This window comes from Amycolatopsis suaedae, assembly GCF_004214935.1.
In the GTDB taxonomy this organism is placed as follows: Bacteria; Actinomycetota; Actinomycetes; order Mycobacteriales; family Pseudonocardiaceae; genus Amycolatopsis; species Amycolatopsis suaedae.
On the sequence record NZ_SFCC01000001.1, the window covers coordinates 227798 to 245641 of the forward strand.

A 17844-nucleotide genomic window follows, 5' to 3' on the forward strand; every position below is an offset into this window, starting at 1 on the left:
CCTGCGGTTCACTTGTGACCGACAGGGCAGCCGAACGCGGAACGGGAGATGGGCGATGACCTACGGCGGAGACTACGGCGGGCCGCCCCCGCAGCCTCGCCGTCCACGAGGCCCCCGCCAGCACCAGCACACGCGGATGATGCCGCTGCCGGGACGGGAGGGCGAGCCGCCGCCCTACGTGCCGCCGAGCACCGTGCGTGCGGAGCCGCCGCGTCGTGACGTGCCGCCCCCGCCGCCCCAGGACCAGCGCAGGCCGCCGATGCGCCCGCCGCGCAGGCGGCGGCGCTGGAGCGTGGGCAAGGTACTGCTCAGCCTGCTGATGGTGTTCGTGGTGCTGCTCGCCGGTGTGTGGATCTACCTGGAGTTCTCCATCAACCGGGTGGACGCGCTGGCCGACTACGACGGCAGGCCCGCCGCCGCGTCGGGCACCAACTGGCTGATCGTCGGATCGGACTCGCGGGCCGGGCTCGACCCGGAGGACGAGGCCAGGCTGTCGACCGGTGACACGGCAGGTCAGCGCACCGACTCGATCATGCTGGCGCACATCCCGGACAACGACACCCCGCCGACGCTGCTCAGCCTGCCGCGGGACTCCCAGGTGAAGATCCCCGGCCACGGGACCAACAAGATCAACGCCGCGTTCTCGTTCGGCGGCCCGGCGCTGCTGGCGAAGACCGTCGAGCAGGCCACCGGCCTGCGGATCGACCACTACGCGGAGATCGGGTTCGGCGGGTTCGCCGGCATCGTCGACGCCATCGGTGGTGTCGAGATGTGCCTGGACCAGGAGATGAACGACACCAAGACCGGCGCGAAGCTGGCCGCGGGGTGCCAGGAACTCGACGGCGCGCAGGCGCTGAGCTTCGTCCGCATGCGCTACAGCGCGGCGACACCGCGGTCGGACCTCGACCGGGTGGCCAACCAGCGCAAGTTCATCGGCGCGCTGGTCAACGAGATGTCCAGCCCGGCGACCCTGCTGAACCCGTTCGACGTGATCCCGCTGCTGTCGGAGGCACCCGAGGCGCTGACCATGGACACCGGCGACCACGTGCACAACCTGGTCGGGCTGGCCTGGGCGATGCGGGGCATCTCCTCCGGTGGCGTGGTCACGACGACGGTGCCGGTGACGTCGGCGTCGGCGGAGACCTGGGACAAGAAGAAGTCCGGTCAGCTCTTCGACGCGCTGCGCAACGACACCCCGATCCCGGACAGCGTGATCGTGAATTAGCGCGAGTCGTACGCACAGCCGCGCGAGTCGTAGGTTCCCACGCGCGAGTTCGCGATTCGGAACCTACGACTCGCGCGTGAGAACGTACGACTCGCGGTCAGGCGCGGGCTCGGAGAGCTTTGAGGGCCTCGTCGGCGTGCACGGACATGCGCAGCTCGCTCTTGATCACCGCGAGCACGGTGCGGTCGGTGTCGATGACGAACGTCTGCCGCCGGGTGAGCAGCGGGCCGAACCGGCGGCGCACGTCGAACAGCCGCGCCACCGTGCCGTCCGGGTCGGACAGCAGCGGGTAGTCGAACCCGTGTGCCGCCGAGAACTCGGCCTGCCGGTCCACGGTGTCCGGGCTGATCCCGACGCGCTGCGCGCCCGCCTCGGCGAACTCCGCGGCCAGATCACGGAAATGGCAGCTCTCCGCCGTGCAGCCCGACGTCATGGCCGCGGGGTAGAAGAACAGCACCACCGGCCCGTCGGCGAGCAGATCGGACAGTGACCGGGGCGTGCCGGTGTCGTCGGGGAGGGTGAAGTCCGGCGCGAGGTCTCCCTGCTTCATGCGCCGATCATGCCCTACCCGGCGGCGTGCCGCGCGATCATCTCCTCGACGTCGTCGGCCGTGGCGGACTCGGTGACGAACGGCCCGCGGGCGGCGATCACGCCGACTTCCCTGAGCCGCCCGGCCTGCTCCAGGCTGCGTACGCCTTCCGCGCCGATCCGCAGGTTCATCTCCCGGCCGCGGGTGACCAGGTGCGACAGGTGCCGCGTCGCGGCCTCGTCGGCGGTCTCGGCCACGGCGTCCACCACGTCACCGGACAGGATGATGTGCCGGACCGGCAGCTGGTGCTTGCGGATCAGCTCCAGATCCGCCGTGCCCGACACGGCCAGCACCAGGTGCGCGCCGAGGTCGGCGAGGACCGCCAGCGAGTCGATCACCTCGCCGTTCGGGTCGAGCACCGACGGCCCGTCCGTGCACAGCCGCAGTGCCCGCGCCGGCAGGTTGTTGCGGTCCAGCTCCTCCTTGACCATCAGCACCAGGTCCGGATCGGTCGCCAGCCGGTACGGCAGCCGCAGGCAGACGTCCGGAGCGGCGGCGCCGAAGCGTTCCTGCCAGCGGGCGGTCGCCGCGAGCGCCTCCTTCAGCAGCCACCGGCCCAGCGGGATCATCATCCCGGTCTCCTCGGCCAGCGGGAAGAACTCGTCGGACTCGAGCAGCCCGAATTCCGTGTGGTGCCAGCGAACACCGGCGTTGACCGCCGCGAGCTGGGCGGGATCGGCCAGTTTCACCGTCGGCTGGTAGATCAGCGAGAACTCGCCGTTCTCCAGCGCACCGGCGATGGCCGCGCCGAGCCGGTACCGGCTGCGGTCCTTGGCGTCCAGCTCCGGGTCGAACAGCATCCACTGCGCCTTGCCTGCCTCCTTGGCGCGGTGCAGTGCGATCTCCGCCGCCCGCTGCAGCTCCGACGGGTCGGCACCGGCCGCGGCCCGCACGACGATGCCCGCGCTGGCGCTCACGCCGATCCCGATGCCCTCCAGATAGGTCGGCTCGCCGAGTTCCTCCAGCGCCCGCTGCACCAGCGCGATGACCTCGGTGGCGTTGAGTTCTCCTTGCAGCAGCACGGCGAAACCGTCGCCGGACAGCCGGGCCAGCACCGCCTCGTGCTCGCCGAACACCGCGGCCAGCTTGCGGGCGACACCCCGCAGCACCTGGTCGCCGACTCCGGCGCCCAGCCCGTCGTTGACGACCTTGAACCCGTCGACGTCGAGGTAGACCAGCGCGAGCTGGCCGGGACGGCCCGAGCCGATCGCCGTCTCCAGCTGGGCGGCGAAGCTGGTTGAGTTCGGCAGCCCGGTGAGGCTGTCGTGCAACGTCTGGTACCGCAGCTTCTCCTGCAGCAGGTGCAGGTCGTTCACGTCCTCGACCATCATCACCGGGTACGCCGAACCCGGTGCGTCGCCCGGCAGGTGCGCCAGCGTGACGTTGACCCACAGCGGCTCGTCGTCGGCGTTGGTCAGCTCGATCAGCTGGCGGTACAGCGACATGTCCTGCGTCGCCAGCTCGGACAGCCCGTCGGCGAGCATGGCGGCGGCGCCGGTGTCGGTGGCGAGATCGGCGATCATGGTGCCGCGCAACGATTCCGGGGTGCGGCCGAGCATCTTGCCCAGCGCCGGATTGGCCTCGACGATCTCGCCGGCCCGGTCGGCCAGCGCGATGCCCAGCGGTGACGCCGCGTAGAGCCCGGCGAACCGCAGCACGGCGGCCTGCCGCGCCTGTTCCTCCTGAGCGCGGACCTCACCGGCGAAGCGGAACAGCCGTTCCTCGATCTGTTCGCTCGGCAGGCTTACTCCGTCCGTGTCGGCCAGGGTTGTGGCCCACCGGCGGACGATCTCCACCAATCCTGGTGCGTCACCAGGTCTCGGCACACTCCACCTCTTCATGCCCGAAGGAAGGCCAGCTCAACGCCCCGGGTGCGGATCCAGGCACACGCCAGGTACGAGTTGGCCGAGAGCCCTGCCACGTCATCATGGTGCGAGTGGAGTGTCTACCGGCTGAAGGAGTGATGATCAGTGCCCATTTCATTACTCTGTGTACCACTTGTTCACGATCGTGGCTACCCCCGTGGTGAGTGGCCCGCTTCCTCGAAAACAGGCCACTCACCAGGGGATGTTGTCAGTCGGTCAATTCCGCCCGGACCTGACCCGTCGCAGTGACAAGGTTACTCAGCGAAGGTTCCACCTCCGCGTAACCCCGGGTCTTCAGGCCGCAGTCCGGGTTGACCCACAGACGGTCCGCGGGCACGGCGTCGAGTGCCTTGCGCAGCAGCGCCGACACCTCGTCGGTGTCCGGGACCCTCGGCGAGTGGATGTCGTACACGCCGGGGCCCACCCCGCGGCCGAAACCGCCGGCGGCGAGGTCCTCCAGCACCTCCATCCGCGAACGGGCCGCCTCGATGCTGGTGACGTCGGCGTCGATGGCGTCGATAGCCGGGAGGATGTCACCGAACTCCGAGTAGCACATGTGCGTGTGGATCTGCGTCGAGTCGGCGATGCCCGACGTCGCCAGCCGGAACGACGCGACGGCCCAGTCGAAGTAGGCCGCGTGCTCGGCCGCGCGCAGCGGCAGCAGCTCCCGCAGCGCCGGCTCGTCGACCTGGATGATCCGGATTCCGGCCGACTCCAGGTCGTGCACCTCGTCGCGGATGGCCAGCGCCACCTGCCGCGCGGTGTCGCCCAGCGGCTGGTCGTCGCGGACGAACGACCAGGCCAGGATCGTCACCGGCGCGGTCAGCATGCCCTTGACCGGCTTGCTGGTCAGCGACTGGGCGTAGGAGGCCCACCGCACGGTCATCGGCTCCGGCCGGGACACGTCGCCGTACAGGATCGGCGGGCGCACACAGCGCGAGCCGTAGGACTGCACCCAGCCGTGCTCGGTGGCCGCGAACCCGTTCAGCTGCTCGGCGAAGTACTGCACCATGTCGTTGCGCTCGGGCTCACCGTGCACCAGGACGTCCAGCCCCAGCTCCTCCTGCAGCCGGATGACCTTCTCGATCTCCGCCCGCATCGCGGTCTGGTACGTGTCGCCGTCGATGGTGCCCGCGCGGAACGCCGCCCGCGCCTTGCGGACCTCGGCGGTCTGCGGGAACGACCCGATGGTCGTGGTGGGCAGCGGCGGCAGGCCCAGCGTCTGCCGCTGGGCCTGCGCCCGGCGGGCGTAGTCGCCGCGGACGCTGTGCTCCGGCCGCAGCGAGTCCAGCCGGGCACGCACCCGGTCGTCGCGCAGGTCGGCGGCGCCCGCCCGGTCGGCCGTGGCCGCCCGTGCGGCGGCGAGCCGGTCGGCGACCGCCTCGGTGCCCTCGGCCAGCGCCGCGCCCAGCAGCACCACCTCGTCGACCTTCTGCTCGGCGAACGCCAGCCAGCCGCGCACCCTCGGGTCGATGCCGGTCTCGACGTCGACCGTGTAGGGAACGTGCAGCAGCGAGCAGGACGTCGACACGCTCACCGACCCGGCGGTGCCGAGCAGGGTCGCCGCCTTGGCCAGCGCCGCGTCGACGTCGACCCGCCAGATGTTGCGGCCGTCGACCACCCCGGCCACGACCTCCTTGTCCCGCAGCGCGCCCTCGGCGGCCACGGCCCGTACCGCGGCGGGGTCGGTGACCAGGTCGACGGCCAGCGCGTCGATGGGGGAGCGGGCCAGCACGCCCAGCCCGTCGCCGAGCGCGCCGAAGTACCCGGCGACCAGCAGCCTCGGCCGGTCGGTGAGCCCGCCGAGCACGCGGTAGGCGGTTGCCAGGGCGTCCAGCTCGTCCTGGGTGCGGTCGGCCGCGAAGGCAGGCTCGTCCAGCTGCACCCACGGCACGCCCTCGGCGTGCAGCTGGGCCAGCAGCTCGGTGTAGGCGCCCAGCAGCGACTCCAGCAGGTCCAGCGGGCGGAAGTCCTCCGGAGCGCCGGAGGCCGCCTTGGCCAGCAGCAGGTAGGTGACCGGGCCGACCAGCACCGGCCGGGTGACGACGCCGGCCGCGCGAGCTTCGCGGAACTCGTCCAGCGGCTTGCTGCCCGCCAGCGTGAAGGCCGTGTCCGGGCCCAGCTCGGGCACCAGGTAGTGGTAGTTGGTGTCGAACCACTTGGTCATCTCGAGCGCAGGCGCCTCCTGCACCCCGCGGGCGGCGGCGAAGTAGGTGTCGACAGGCGACAGGCCCAGGCCGGTGAACCGCGACGGCAGCGCGCCGAACAGCACGCTCGCGTCGAGCACCTGGTCGTAGAAGGAGAAGGTGTTGGAGGGCACGGAGTTCAGGCCGGCGCCGGCCAGCCTGCGCCAGGTGTCCACGCGCAGGCCGCGGGCCACCTCGTTCAGCTCGGCCTCGTCGATCCGGCCCGCCCAGTAGCGTTCGACGGCCTTCTTCAGCTCCCGGTCGGGCCCGATCCGGGGATACCCCAGAACGGTCGTGCCAACGCGGTTGTGGTCTGTCACTAGCTCTCTCCTCGCGAGCTCGTTCGAACGAGCCCGGGTCAGGCGAGAGAGCGCATGCGAACCGGGCGAGGGCACCGGCCACCGCCTGGTTCGGACGAGCCTGCCCGCGTGGCCCGGACCCGCGCGTGCCGGCGGCACGCGCACCACGGGCAGGTCTTCGGACTCGTGGGCAGGACTCGACGGAATCGGCGGGCTCGCCGAGCCGGGCCTAATGGCCGTCGCTTCCCGGGCAGCTGGCCCAGTGCTGGACCGCCGGCCTGGTGGCCGACGGTGACGGCGTTCGTTCCCACATACCGCTGCGGGGCAGTCCCGGATTCGCACCGGGTTCCCTGTTGCCTTCCCGGCACGTGGCCGCGCCGGGAAACCAGTGGCGTGCCCGAGGGTAGCAGCGAAACGCCCCCGGAGCCGATCCTCTCGTGTGCTGGAATCGGCGCTGGGGTGTGCGGGGTGCGGGGCTGGCGAAGCCGGGTGGCCCGCGCCTGCGGCGCTGCTACGAAGGGCACCATGATTGCGAAACTCGCAAGGATGGTGCCGTTGGCTGCGGGTCGGCGTGAAGGCCACCTTCATCACGTCTGACGTAATGAAGGTGGCCTTCACGTGCTTTGACCGGGACGGGAGGCGGGGTCCCGCTGGCGAGACCCCACCCTGTGAGCCGTCAGTCCCAGTCGAGCGCGCCGCCGGACTGGTACTCGATGACGCGGGTCTCGAAGAAGTTCTTCTCCTTCTTCAGGTCCATCGCCTCCGACATCCACGGGAACGGGTTCTCGTTCTCGCCGAAGATCGGGGCCAGGCCGATCTGCTGCGCCCTGCGGTCGGTGATGAAGTGCATGTACTGCTCGCACAGCTCCGCCGACAGCCCGAGCATGCCGCGCGGCATGGTGTCGCGGGCGTAGGCGACCTCCAGCTCACACGCCTCGGTCAGCATCCCGCGCACCTCCTCCTGGAACTCCGGAGTCCACAGGTGCGGGTTCTCGATCTTGATCTGGTTGATGCAGTCGATGCCGAAGTTCAGGTGGATCGACTCGTCCCGCAGGATGTACTGGTACTGCTCGGCGATGCCGACCATCTTGTTGCGCCTGCCCAGCGACAGGATCTGCGCGAACCCGGTGTAGAACCACATTCCCTCGAAGATGACGTAGAACGCCACCAGGTCGCGCAGGAACGCCTGGTCGGCCTCCGGCGTGCCGGTCTCGAAGTCCGGGTTCTCCAGGTTCTGCGTGTACTTCAGCGCCCACGCGTCCTTGTCCGAAATGGACGGGACCTCGCGGTACATGTTGAACAGCTCGCCCTCGACCAGGCCGAGGCTCTCGCAGATGTACTGGAAGGTGTGCGTGTGCACGGCCTCCTCGAACGCCTGCCGCAACAGGTACTGCCGGCACTCCGGGTTGGTGATCTGCCGGTACACCGCGAGCACGATGTTGTTGGCCACCAGCGACTCCGCCGTGGCGAAGAAGCCCAGGTTGCGCTTGAGCATCTGCCGCTCGTCGTCGGTCAGCCCGTCCGGGGACTTCCACAGCGCGATGTCGGCCTGCATGGCGACCTCGGTCGGCATCCAGTGGTTGTTGCAGCCGGCGAGGTACTTCTCCCACGCCCACCGGTACTTCAGCGGCAGGAGCTGGTTGACGTCGGCGCGGGCGTTGATCATCCGCTTGTCGTCGACGTTGATCCGCTCGGCGCCACGCTCGATCTCGCCGAGGCCGGTGGCGTCGGTCAGCGGTGCTTCGGTGTTGGTCATTCCCTGGGTTCCTTTACTGGCAGGCTTCGCAGTCGGGGTCGTCGATCCGGCAGGCGGCACCGTCGGTCGCGGTGAAGTCCACGTCGGCCGCCGACGGCGACGGGCTGGGGGAGGGCGACGGAGCGGGCGCGGGCGACGGCGACGGCGCGGGAGCCGGGGTGGCCGACACCGCGTTCAGCTTGCCGTCGGTGCCCCGCAGGGTGCTCTTCTCCACGTGCGTGGCCGACTGGGCCCGCAGGTAGTAGGTGGTCTTGAGACCCTTGTGCCAGGCGTAGCGGTACAGCTCGTCCAGCTTGCGGCCGCTGGGCGCCGCGATGTACAGGTTCAGCGACTGCGCCTGGTCGATCCACTTCTGCCTGCGCGAGGCGGCGTCGACCAGCCACTTGCTCTCCACCTCGAACGCGGTGGCGTAGAGGTCCTTGAGGTCGTCGGGCACGCGGTCGATCTGGCCGAGGCTGCCGTCGAAGTACTTCAGGTCCGACACCATGACCTCGTCCCACAGGTCGCGCTCCTTGAGGCTGCGGACCAGGTGCGGGTTGACCACGGTGAAGTCGCCGGACATGTTCGACTTCACGAACAGGTTCCGGAACAGCGGCTCGATCGACTGGCCGACCCCGCAGATGTTGGAGATGGTGGCCGTCGGCGCGATCGCCATGACGTTGGAGTTGCGCATGCCGACCGTCATCACCCGCTGCCGCAGCGAGTTCCAGTCCAGTGTGGACGTCATGTCGATGTCGAGCGCGTCACCCTGGCGTGCCTCGGCGAGCAGGCGCAGCGAGTCGATCGGCAGGATTCCCTTGCTCCACAGCGAGCCCTCGAACGTCTGGTACTGGCCACGCTCCTCGGCGAGGTCGGTCGACGCCGAGATCGCGTAGTAGCTGATGTGCTCCATGCTGCGGTCGGCGAACTCGACGGCGGCCTCCGACGACAGCGGCAGGCCCAGCTCGAACAGCGCGTCCTGGAAGCCCATCAGCCCCAGCCCGACCGGCCGGTGCCGCAGGTTGGACCGGCGGGCCTCCGGGATCGTGTAGAAGTTGATGTCGATCACGTTGTCGAGCATCCGGACCGCCGTGCGGACGGTCTTCTCCAGCCGCTGCGTGTCCAGCCCGTCCGGGGTGACGTGCTTGAGCAGGTTGACCGAGCCGAGGTTGCAGACCGCGACCTCGTCGCTGTTGGTGTTCAGCGTGATCTCGGTGCACAGGTTGGACGAGTGCACGACGCCGACGTGCTGCTGCGGCGAACGCAGGTTGCACGGGTCCTTGAACGTGATCCACGGGTGCCCGGTCTCGAACAGCATGGTCAGCATGCGCCGCCACAGGTCGACCGCGCGCACCTGGCGGAACACCTTGATCTCGCCACGCTCGGCGGCGGCCTCGTACTCGCGGTAGCGCTGGGCGAACGCGTTGCCGTAGAGGTCGTGCAGGTCGGGGACCTCGTTGGGGGAGAACAGCGTCCAGGTGCCACCGGCCTCGACGCGGCGCAGGAACTCGTCGGGCACCCAGTTCGCGGTGTTCATGTCGTGCGTGCGCCGCCGGTCGTCACCGGTGTTCTTGCGCAGGTCGAGGAACTCCTCGATGTCGACGTGCCAGGTCTCCAGGTAGGCACAGGCCGCACCCTTGCGCTTGCCGCCCTGGTTGACCGCGACGGCGGTGTCGTTGGCGATCTTCAGGAACGGCACGACACCCTGCGACTGGCCGTTGGTGCCCTTGATGTGGGCGCCGAGGCCGCGCACCGGGGTCCAGTCGTTGCCCAGCCCGCCCGAGTACTTCGCCAGCAGCGCGTTGTTCTTGTACGCCTGGAAGATCGAGTCCAGGTCGTCGTCGACGGTGGTGAGGAAGCACGAGGACAGCTGCGGGCGGGTGGTGCCGGAGTTGAACAGCGTCGGCGTCGAGGCCATGAAGTGGAACGACGAGAGCAGCTCGTAGAACTCGATGGCCCTGGCCTCGCGGTCGTTCTCCCGGATGGCCAGACCCATGGCCACCCGCATGAAGAACGCCTGCGGCAGCTCGAACCGGGTGCCGTCGTGGTGCTGGAAGTACCGGTCGTAGAGGGTCTGCAGGCCGAGGAAGCCGAAGTCGAGGTCACGCTCGGCACGCAGCGCGGCGGTGATCCGGTCCAGGTCGAACGTGGCCAGCTCGCCGTCGACCAGCTCCAGCTCGATGGCCCGGCGCAGGTAGTCGCGGAAGTAGCCGGGGTAGAGCTCGGCCATCTGGTCCTGGCTGGCCTGCCGCGGCGCGCCGGCCAGGTAGCTCAGCGCCTCGGCCCGCAGCTTGTCGGCCAGCAGCCGGGCGGACACGTAGGAGTAGTTGGGCTCCTGCTCGACCAGCGTGCGCGCGGCCATGATCTGCGCCAGCGCCAGCTCGTCGGCGCTGATGCCGTCGTAGAGGTTGCGCCGGGTCTCGGCCAGCACCGGCTCGGCCGACACGTCCTCCAGACCGGCGACGGCCTCGCCGACGACGTGCGCGACGCGGTCCCAGTCGAGCGGGCGCAGCGAGCCGTCGGCCGCCCGGACGTTGATCGCGGACTCGGTGCGGGCCGGGGTGGCGGCCGCGCGGGCCTTGGCCCGCTCCTCGCGGTAGAGCACGTAGGCGCGGGCCACCTTGTGGTGCTCGCCGCGCATCAGGGCCAGCTCGACGAGGTCCTGGATCTGCTCGATGTGCAGGGCCGTCTCGGGACCGGCATGCCGCAGCAGCGACGCCTCGACCTGCTTGGTCAGCTCGCTGACCAGGTGGTGGATACGCGAGGACGCCGCGGCGTCGTCACCCTCGACGGCGAGGAAGGCCTTGGTCATCGCGACCGAGATCTTGCTGGCGTCGAACGGGGACACGCTGCCGTCCCGGCGGATGACCCGGACGGTGCCCGGAACGGAGTCCGGGTCCGCGGGCGGCCGCTGGGTGGTTTCGAGGGACATGCACAACTCCAAGAGGGCGCGTCGGATCGCCACGCCGTCCCCCACGGACGGCGTGCTGGTGGCACTGCAGGTCGAGTCCGGCACCACTCGCTCGCGTCTCCCGCCGCTGGGGCGCTGCCGGTGCCCAGAGACTACATGTTGGGGTGTGGCCGTGCACGTGCCCCAATGGGTGGCGTGTCGGGGCGTCCCTCAGCCGGGTTAGACCTGTCCGAAGTGGAGCTCGAATCCGGGCAGGTGGAGGCTCAGAACGGGGGTCCGGGAGGCCAGGAATCCGAGTGCCCCGGACGGGTTGAGGTTCCACCTGGCGGACGCCAGCCGGGCGGCGCTGCGGGCCCGGACCGGGGTCCGGCACAGCGCGCCGCCGAGGGTCTGGACGATCTCGAAGGCGGCCGGGACCCGCAGCGGCAGGCCGAACCGGTCGGAGAACGCGGCGGTGGCGATCCAGTCACTGCCGGTGGCCGCCGTGGCGGTGAACGTGCGGCCGGGGGAGAAGTCGAACACCGCCAGGTCCTTGGGGATTCCCCACAGCTCGCGCCCGCCCGCCAGCGACACCTCGCTGTCCACCCAGATGTCGGTGATCGTGGCGGTGGGCTTGGCGGCGGCCAGCGTGACGGTGGCCAGCAGCTCGGAGTAGCTGAGCTGGCCGGGCGGCTGGTAGTCGATCCACGCGGTGACCACGGTGGCGCTGCCGCCGACGACGGCCGGGCGGGTGCCCTCGGGCAGCGGGGGCAGCTCGGCCTCGGGGACGCGCCAGACCGAGGCGTAGGCGTGGCCGGCCAGGTGCCAGGGCTGCGGTGGGTAGCTCACGGCTGCCGCCAGGGCAGGAAGCCGGGCAGGTCCTTGTCGACCCGCAGGCCGAACTCCGGTGGCCGTTTCTGCAGGAAGGACAGGACGCCCTCGACCGCGTCCGGGTTGGCCGGCAGGCTGCCGATGAGCTTGGAGTCGAGCTGGTGGACCGGCAGTGGCGAGTCCAGGCCGGACATCCGGTACAGCAGCTGCCGGGTGACCGCCACCGAGACCGGTGCCGTGGTCCGGATCAGCTCGGCCGCCAGCTCGTAGGCGCGGTCCAGCAGTTCCGTGGCCGGGTACAGCCGGTGCACCAGGCCCGCTTCCAGCGCCTCCCGCGCGTCGAACACCCGGCCGCTGATCATCCAGTCCATCGCCCGGCCCATGCCGACCAGCCGGGGGAGGAACCACGCCGAGGCGCCCTCGGGATAGATCCCCCTGCGGACGAACACGAACCCGAACCGCGCGTCGTCGGCGGCGAGCCGGTAGTCGGCGGACAGCGTGATGGTGATGCCCCCGCCGACGGCCGCGCCCTGGATGGCGGCGATCACCGGCTTGTTCATCGCGAACACGCGTTTCGAGCACCGGCCGGCCGGTTCCTGCCAGGCGTCGTCCGGGCCGGTCTCGGCGTCGAAGTCGAACCCGCCCTGGGACAGGTCCGCGCCGACGCTGAAGTCCGGCCCCGCCGCCGCGAGCACCACGACGCGGACGTCCTCGTCGTTGTCGGCGCGGTCCATCGCGTGGCCCAGCTCGTCGGACATCCGCACGGTGTAGCCGTTACGGGCCTGTGGCCGGTTGAGCGTGATGGTGGCGATCCGGTCCGCGACTCGGTAGGTGATGTCCTCGTACTCGGCCACGCCTGCTCCCCGGGGTGTCGGCTGCGTCCACCCGACGGTAGCGCACCCTGGCCCGCATTGGCAGTCCGTCAACAACGGGTGCTGCAAAAACAATCAAGCGCGCTTGATTTGTTCGGCGGCGGGTGCCACGCTGCGGATGAGCAGAGGAGGTGCCCCGCGTGGCGGACCTGACCCCGATCCTGCGTGATCTCGCCGACGAGTCGCAGGTCGTGGACGATCTGGTGGCCGGCCTGCCGGACAGCGGCTGGGCGCGGCCCACCCCGGCGCCCGGCTGGACGATCGCCCACCAGATCGCCCATCTCGCGTGGACCGACGCGAAGTCGCTGCTGGCCGTCCGGGACCCCGAGGCGTTCCAGGCCGAGCTGGCCTCGGTGCTCGCCGAGGCCGCGACGTTCGTCGACAAGGGCGCCGAGGAGGGCGCCGCCGACCCGCCGCCGGTGCTGCTGACCCGCTGGCGCGAGGGCAGGGCGGCGCTCGCCGACGCGCTGGCCGGCGTCCCCGAGGGGTACAAGATCCCCTGGTACGGCCCGCCGATGAGCGCGGCGTCGATGGCCAGCGCGCGGATGATGGAGACCTGGGCGCACGGTCAGGACGTCGCCGACACGTTCAGCGTCGTCCGCGAGCCGACGGCCCGGCTGTGGCACATCGCCCGTCTCGGCGTGCGTACCCGCGACTTCGCCTACGCCGTCAACCAGCGCACACCGCCGGCGGAGGAGTTCCGGGTCGAGCTGACCGCGCCGGACGGCGCCGTCTGGGACTGGGGGCCGCCCGACGCCGCCCAGCGGGTCACCGGCAGCGCACTGGACTTCTGCCTGCTGGTCACCCAGCGCCGTCACCGCGACGACACCGACGTCGTGGCCGTCGGCGAGCAGGCGGCGGAGTGGCTGACGATCGCGCAGGCGTTCGCCGGCCCGCCCGGCGGGGGACGCGAGCCGGGAGGTCAAGCGTGATCCGCATCGGCAACGCCTCCGGCTTCTACGGCGACCGCTTCTCGGCGGTGGAGGAGATGCTCACCGGCGGGGACCTGGACGTCCTCACCGGCGACTACCTCGCCGAGCTGACCATGCTCATCCTCGGCCGCGACCGGATGAAGGACCCCGGCCGCGGCTACGCCAAGACGTTCCTGCGCCAGATGGAACAGAACCTGGGACTGGCCAAGGCGCACGGTGTCCGGGTCGTCACCAACGCTGGCGGGCTCAACCCCGCGGGACTGGCCGCCGCGTTGCGGGACCTGGCCACACGGCTCGGCGTCGACGTGGCCATCGCCCACGTCGAGGGCGACGACCTGCTCGGCCGCGCGGACGAGCTGGGCCTGGGCACCCCGCTGACCGCCAACGCCTACCTCGGCGCCTGGGGCATCGTCGAATGCCTCGACGCCGGTGCCGACGTCGTCGTGACCGGCAGGGTCACCGACGCGTCGCTGGTCGTCGGGCCGGCCGCGGCGCAGTTCGGCTGGGCCCGCACCGACTACGACCGGCTCGCCGGAGCCGTCGCCGCCGGGCACGTCCTGGAGTGCGGCGCGCAGGCCACCGGCGGCAACTACGCCTTCTTCACCGAGCACGACGTCACCCGGCCCGGCTTCCCGCTCGCCGAGATCGACGCCGACGGGTCCAGCGTGATCACCAAGCACGAGGGCACCGGCGGCGCGGTCACCGTCGGCACCGTTACCGCGCAGCTGCTGTACGAGATCGGCGGCCCCCGCTACGCCGGCCCGGACGTCACCACCCGGTTCGACACGCTGACACTGGACCAGCAGGGACCCGACCGGGTGCGGATCTCCGGCGCCACCGGCGAGCCGCCCCCGCCGACGACGAAGGTGTGCGTCAACACCGTCGGCGGCTTCCGCAACGAGACCACGTTCGTTCTCACCGGACTGGACATCGAGGCCAAGGCCGCGCTGGTGCGCGAGCAGGTCACCACGGCGCTGAAACCCAGTCCTCCCAAGGAGATCCGCTGGACGCTGGCCCGCACCGACCAGCCCGACGCCGCGAGCGAACAGCAGGCCAGCGCCCTGCTGCGCTGCGTGGTCAAGGACCCGGACCCGAAGGTGGTCGGCAGGGCGTTCAGCGGCGCGGCCATCGAGCTGGCGCTGGCCAGCTACCCCGGCTTCCACGTCACCGCGCCGCCCTCGGACGGCGCGCCCTACGGCGTGTACACCCCGGCCTACGTCGGCAACGACGCCGTGCCGCACGTCGCCGTCCTGCCCGACGGCAGCCGGATCGACATCGCCCCCGCCGCAGACACCCGCGAACTGGCCGAAGTGGACTCGGCCGAGGTGCCGGAACCGCCGGCCGGGCCGGTACGCCGGGTACCGCTGGGCACGATCGCCGGAGCCCGCAGCGGCGACAAGGGCGGCGACGCCAACGTCGGCGTGTGGGTGCGTTCCGCGGAGGCCTGGCGGTGGCTGGACGCGACGCTCACCGTCGAGGAGTTCCGGCGGCTGCTGCCGGAGACCGCGGACCTGACCGTGCACAGGCACCGGCTGCCCAACCTGCTGGCACTCAACTTCGTCGTCGAGGGCATCCTCGGGCAGGGAGTGTCCTCGCAGGCCCGATTCGACCCGCAGGCCAAGGCACTCGGCGAGTGGCTGCGGGCCCGGCACGTCGACGTACCGGAGGAACTGCTGTGACCGACCCCTTCGACACCCCCGAACGACGGGCACTGCGCCAGACGGTACGCACGTTCGTCGAGAAGGAGATCGCCCCGAACCTCGACGACTGGGAGGACGACGGGGAACTGCCCCGCGACCTGCACCGCAAGGCCGGGGAGCTGGGCCTGCTCGGCGCCGGGTTCCCCGAGTCCGCCGGCGGTGGTGGCGGCAACCTCGTCGACTCGCTGACCGTCGCCGAGGAGATGCTCTACGCCGGAGCCTCCGGCGGTGTGCTGGCGTCGTTGTTCACCGGCGGCATCGCGCTGCCGCACATCGTCGAGGCCGGTGACGCCACGCAGATCGACCGCTGGGTCCGGCCGGTGCTGGCCGGTGAGCTGATCGGCTCGCTCGCCGTCACCGAACCGGAGGGTGGGTCCGACGTCGCCTCGGTGCGCACCACCGCCCGCCGCGAGGGTGACCACTACGTCGTCAACGGCATGAAGTCGTTCATCACCTCGGGCTGGCGGGCCGACTTCGTCACCACCGTGGTCCGCACCGGCGAACCGGGCGCGCACGGGTTGTCGCTGCTGGTCGTCGAGCGCGGGACGCCGGGATTCCTGGCCAACCGCAAGCTGCGCAAGATGGGCTGGCACTGCTCCGACACCGCCGAGCTGTCCTTCATCGACGCGCGGGTGCCCGCGGCCAACCTGGTCGGCGCTGAGAACAGCGGGTTCGCCCAGGTCGCCACCCAGTTCGTCACCGAACGGCTGGCGCTGGCCGTGCAGGCCTACGCCACGGCGCAGCGGGCACTCGACGTCACGCTGGAGTGGTGCAGGCTGCGGGAGACGTTCGGCCGCCCGCTGATCTCCCGGCAGCTGGTGCAGCACAAGCTCGTCGACATGGCCCGGCGGATCGACGTGGCGCGCGGCTACACCCGGCAGGTCGCCCTGCGGCACGTGGCGGGCGAGTCGGTGGTGGCCGAGGCCTGCTTCGCCAAGAACACCGCCGTCGAGGCGGGGGAGTGGGTGGTCAACGAGGCCGTCCAGCTGCACGGCGGGGCCGGGTACCTGCGCGAGGTCGAGGTGGAACGTGCCTACCGCGACATGCGCATCCTCGGCATCGGCGGCGGTACCAACGAGATCCTCGCCGGACTGGCAGCGAAAGTACTGGGATACACCTCATGACGACACTGAAGTCCACTGTGGACGCGAACGCGCCGGAGTTCGGCGCCAACCGCGACGCGATGCTGGCCAAGCTCGCCGCACTGGAGGCCGAGCACGCGAAGGCCGTCGCCGGTGGCGGCGAGAAGTACGTGCAGCGCCATCGCGAACGCGGCAAGCTGATGGCCCGCGAACGGGTCGAGCTGCTGCTCGACGAGGACTCACCGTTCCTGGAACTGTCCCCGCTGGCCGCCTGGGGCACCGACTACCAGGTGGGCGGCAGCGTCGTCACCGGCATCGGCGTCGTCGAGGGCGTCGAGTGCATGGTGGTCGCCAACGACCCGACGGTGAAGGGCGGTGCCAGCAACCCGTCCAGCCTGAAGAAGGGGCTGCGGGCGGCGGAGATCGCCGCGCAGAACCGGCTGCCGACGGTCAACCTGGTCGAGTCCGGCGGCGCGGATCTGCCCGCGCAGAAGGAGATCTTCATCCCCGGTGGCGCCACCTTCCGCAACCTCACCCAGGCCAGCGCCGACCGGTTGCCCACCGTGGCGCTGGTGTTCGGCAACTCCACCGCGGGCGGCGCCTACCTGCCGGGCATGTCCGACTACGTGGTCATGGTCAAGGAGCGGGCCAAGGTGTTCCTCGGCGGGCCGCCGCTGGTGAAGATGGCCACCGGCGAGGAGTCCGACGACGAGTCGCTCGGCGGCGCCGAGATGCACGCCCGGGTGTCCGGTCTGGCCGACTACCTCGCCGCCGACGAGGAGGACGCCATCCGCATCGGCAGGCGGATCGTGCGCAGGCTGAACTGGCGCAAGCAGGGCCCGGCGCCCCGGACCGGCTACGGCGAGCCGGTCCACGACCCGGAGGACCTGCTCGGCATCGTGCCCGAGGACCTCAAGGTGCCGTTCGACCCGCGCGAGGTGATCGCCCGCATCGTCGACGACTCCGACTTCGACGAGTTCAAGCCGCTCTACGGCCCCAGCCTGGTCACCGGCTGGGCGAGCCTGCACGGCTACCCGGTCGGCATCCTCGCCAACGCCCGTGGCGTGCTGTTCAGCGAGGAGTCGCAGAAGGCCACCCAGTTCATCCAGCTGGCCAACCAGACCGACACGCCGCTGATCTTCCTGCACAACACCACCGGCTACATGGTGGGCAGGGAGTACGAGCAGGGCGGCATCATCAAGCACGGCGCGATGATGATCAACGCCGTGTCCAACTCCCGGGTGCCGCACCTGTCGGTGCTCATGGGCGCCTCCTACGGCGCCGGTCACTACGGCATGTGCGGCCGGGCCTACGGGCCACGGTTCCTGTTCGCCTGGCCCAGCGCCAAGTCCGCGGTGATGGGACCGCAGCAGCTGGCCGGCGTGCTGTCGATCGTGGCCCGGCAGGCCGCCGCCGCACGCGGGCAGGACTACAGCGAGGAGAACGACGCGGCCATGCGGGCCATGGTGGAAGGACAGATCGAGGCGGAGTCGCTGCCGATGTTCCTGTCCGGGATGCTCTACGACGACGGGATCATCGACCCGCGCGACACCCGGACGGTGCTCGGCCTGAGCCTCTCGGCGATCGCCAACGGCCCGGTGCGCGGCACCGACGGCTTCGGCGTCTTCAGGATGTGAG

At 70.8% G+C, this 17844-nt stretch carries 12 protein-coding genes and 1 riboswitch; of the genes, 5 read left to right on the top strand and 7 right to left on the bottom strand.

Features of this window, described 5'->3' with window-relative positions:
* Window positions 1-55: 55 nt before the first annotated feature.
* Window positions 56-1225 (top strand): LCP family protein, encoded by a 1170-nt coding sequence (locus tag EWH70_RS01095; protein ID WP_130473290.1) that lies wholly within the window; start codon window positions 56-58, stop codon window positions 1223-1225.
* 97 nt (window positions 1226-1322) lie between these two features.
* Here the strand turns inward: EWH70_RS01095 and EWH70_RS01100 are convergent, their stop codons facing one another.
* From EWH70_RS01100 to EWH70_RS01130, 7 genes are all read right to left on the bottom strand, one after another.
* On the bottom strand, window positions 1323-1775 hold the full coding sequence (locus tag EWH70_RS01100) for a peroxiredoxin (protein WP_130473291.1): 453 nt from the start codon (window positions 1773-1775) through the stop codon (window positions 1323-1325).
* A gap of 14 nt (window positions 1776-1789) precedes the next feature.
* On the bottom strand, window positions 1790-3529 hold the full coding sequence (locus tag EWH70_RS01105; protein WP_420809028.1) for a putative bifunctional diguanylate cyclase/phosphodiesterase: 1740 nt from the start codon (window positions 3527-3529) through the stop codon (window positions 1790-1792).
* 358 nt (window positions 3530-3887) lie between these two features.
* Window positions 3888-6185 (bottom strand): 5-methyltetrahydropteroyltriglutamate--homocysteine S-methyltransferase, encoded by a 2298-nt coding sequence (metE, locus tag EWH70_RS01110; RefSeq protein WP_130473292.1) that lies wholly within the window; start codon window positions 6183-6185, stop codon window positions 3888-3890.
* Window positions 6186-6316: 131 nt separating this feature from the next.
* Window positions 6317-6569: riboswitch (cobalamin riboswitch) on the bottom strand.
* A 271-nt stretch (window positions 6570-6840) separates the two neighbouring features.
* Window positions 6841-7920: a ribonucleotide-diphosphate reductase subunit beta gene (locus tag EWH70_RS01115; protein ID WP_130473293.1), complete on the bottom strand. Its 1080-nt coding sequence runs from the start codon at window positions 7918-7920 to the stop codon at window positions 6841-6843.
* 13 nt (window positions 7921-7933) lie between these two features.
* Complete coding sequence (locus EWH70_RS01120) at window positions 7934-10831, bottom strand: ribonucleoside-diphosphate reductase subunit alpha (protein WP_130473294.1); 2898 nt, start codon at window positions 10829-10831, stop codon at window positions 7934-7936.
* Window positions 10832-11029: 198 nt separating this feature from the next.
* Window positions 11030-11638: an acetoacetate decarboxylase family protein gene (locus EWH70_RS01125; protein ID WP_240686722.1), complete on the bottom strand. Its 609-nt coding sequence runs from the start codon at window positions 11636-11638 to the stop codon at window positions 11030-11032.
* Window positions 11635-12474 (bottom strand): enoyl-CoA hydratase-related protein, encoded by an 840-nt coding sequence (locus tag EWH70_RS01130; protein WP_130473295.1) that lies wholly within the window; start codon window positions 12472-12474, stop codon window positions 11635-11637. Before EWH70_RS01130 ends, EWH70_RS01125 begins: the two co-directional genes overlap by 4 nt.
* Before the next feature lie 158 nt (window positions 12475-12632).
* Between EWH70_RS01130 and EWH70_RS01135 the strand changes: the two genes are divergently transcribed.
* Genes EWH70_RS01135 through EWH70_RS01150 form a run of 4 tightly spaced genes read left to right on the top strand, consistent with a single transcriptional unit; the run spans window position 12633 to window position 17843 of the window.
* On the top strand, window positions 12633-13424 hold the full coding sequence (locus tag EWH70_RS01135) for a TIGR03084 family metal-binding protein (protein ID WP_130473296.1): 792 nt from the start codon (window positions 12633-12635) through the stop codon (window positions 13422-13424).
* Window positions 13421-15103, top strand: a complete 1683-nt coding sequence (locus EWH70_RS01140) for an acyclic terpene utilization AtuA family protein (protein ID WP_130473297.1) — start codon at window positions 13421-13423, stop codon at window positions 15101-15103. Before EWH70_RS01135 ends, EWH70_RS01140 begins: the two co-directional genes overlap by 4 nt.
* Window positions 15100-16248 (top strand): acyl-CoA dehydrogenase family protein, encoded by a 1149-nt coding sequence (locus EWH70_RS01145; protein ID WP_130473298.1) that lies wholly within the window; start codon window positions 15100-15102, stop codon window positions 16246-16248. The genes EWH70_RS01140 and EWH70_RS01145 overlap by 4 nt, the downstream gene beginning before the upstream one ends.
* Window positions 16245-17843, top strand: coding sequence for an acyl-CoA carboxylase subunit beta (locus EWH70_RS01150; RefSeq protein ID WP_205668997.1), 1599 nt, complete (start codon window positions 16245-16247; stop codon window positions 17841-17843). Before EWH70_RS01145 ends, EWH70_RS01150 begins: the two co-directional genes overlap by 4 nt.
* Window position 17844: the final 1 nt, after the last annotated feature.

What these genes read in the sequence shown, in the direction of transcription:
- EWH70_RS01095 (WP_130473290.1), top strand. Translation starts at nt 56, where the DNA reads ATGACCTACGGCGGAGACTACGGCGGGCCGCCCCCGCAGCCTCGCCGT.
- EWH70_RS01150 (WP_205668997.1), top strand. Translation starts at nt 16,245, where the DNA reads ATGACGACACTGAAGTCCACTGTGGACGCGAACGCGCCGGAGTTCGGC.
- EWH70_RS01120 (WP_130473294.1), bottom strand. Translation starts at nt 10,831, where the DNA reads ATGTCCCTCGAAACCACCCAGCGGCCGCCCGCGGACCCGGACTCCGTT.
- EWH70_RS01115 (WP_130473293.1), bottom strand. Translation starts at nt 7,920, where the DNA reads ATGACCAACACCGAAGCACCGCTGACCGACGCCACCGGCCTCGGCGAG.
- EWH70_RS01100 (WP_130473291.1), bottom strand. Translation starts at nt 1,775, where the DNA reads ATGAAGCAGGGAGACCTCGCGCCGGACTTCACCCTCCCCGACGACACC.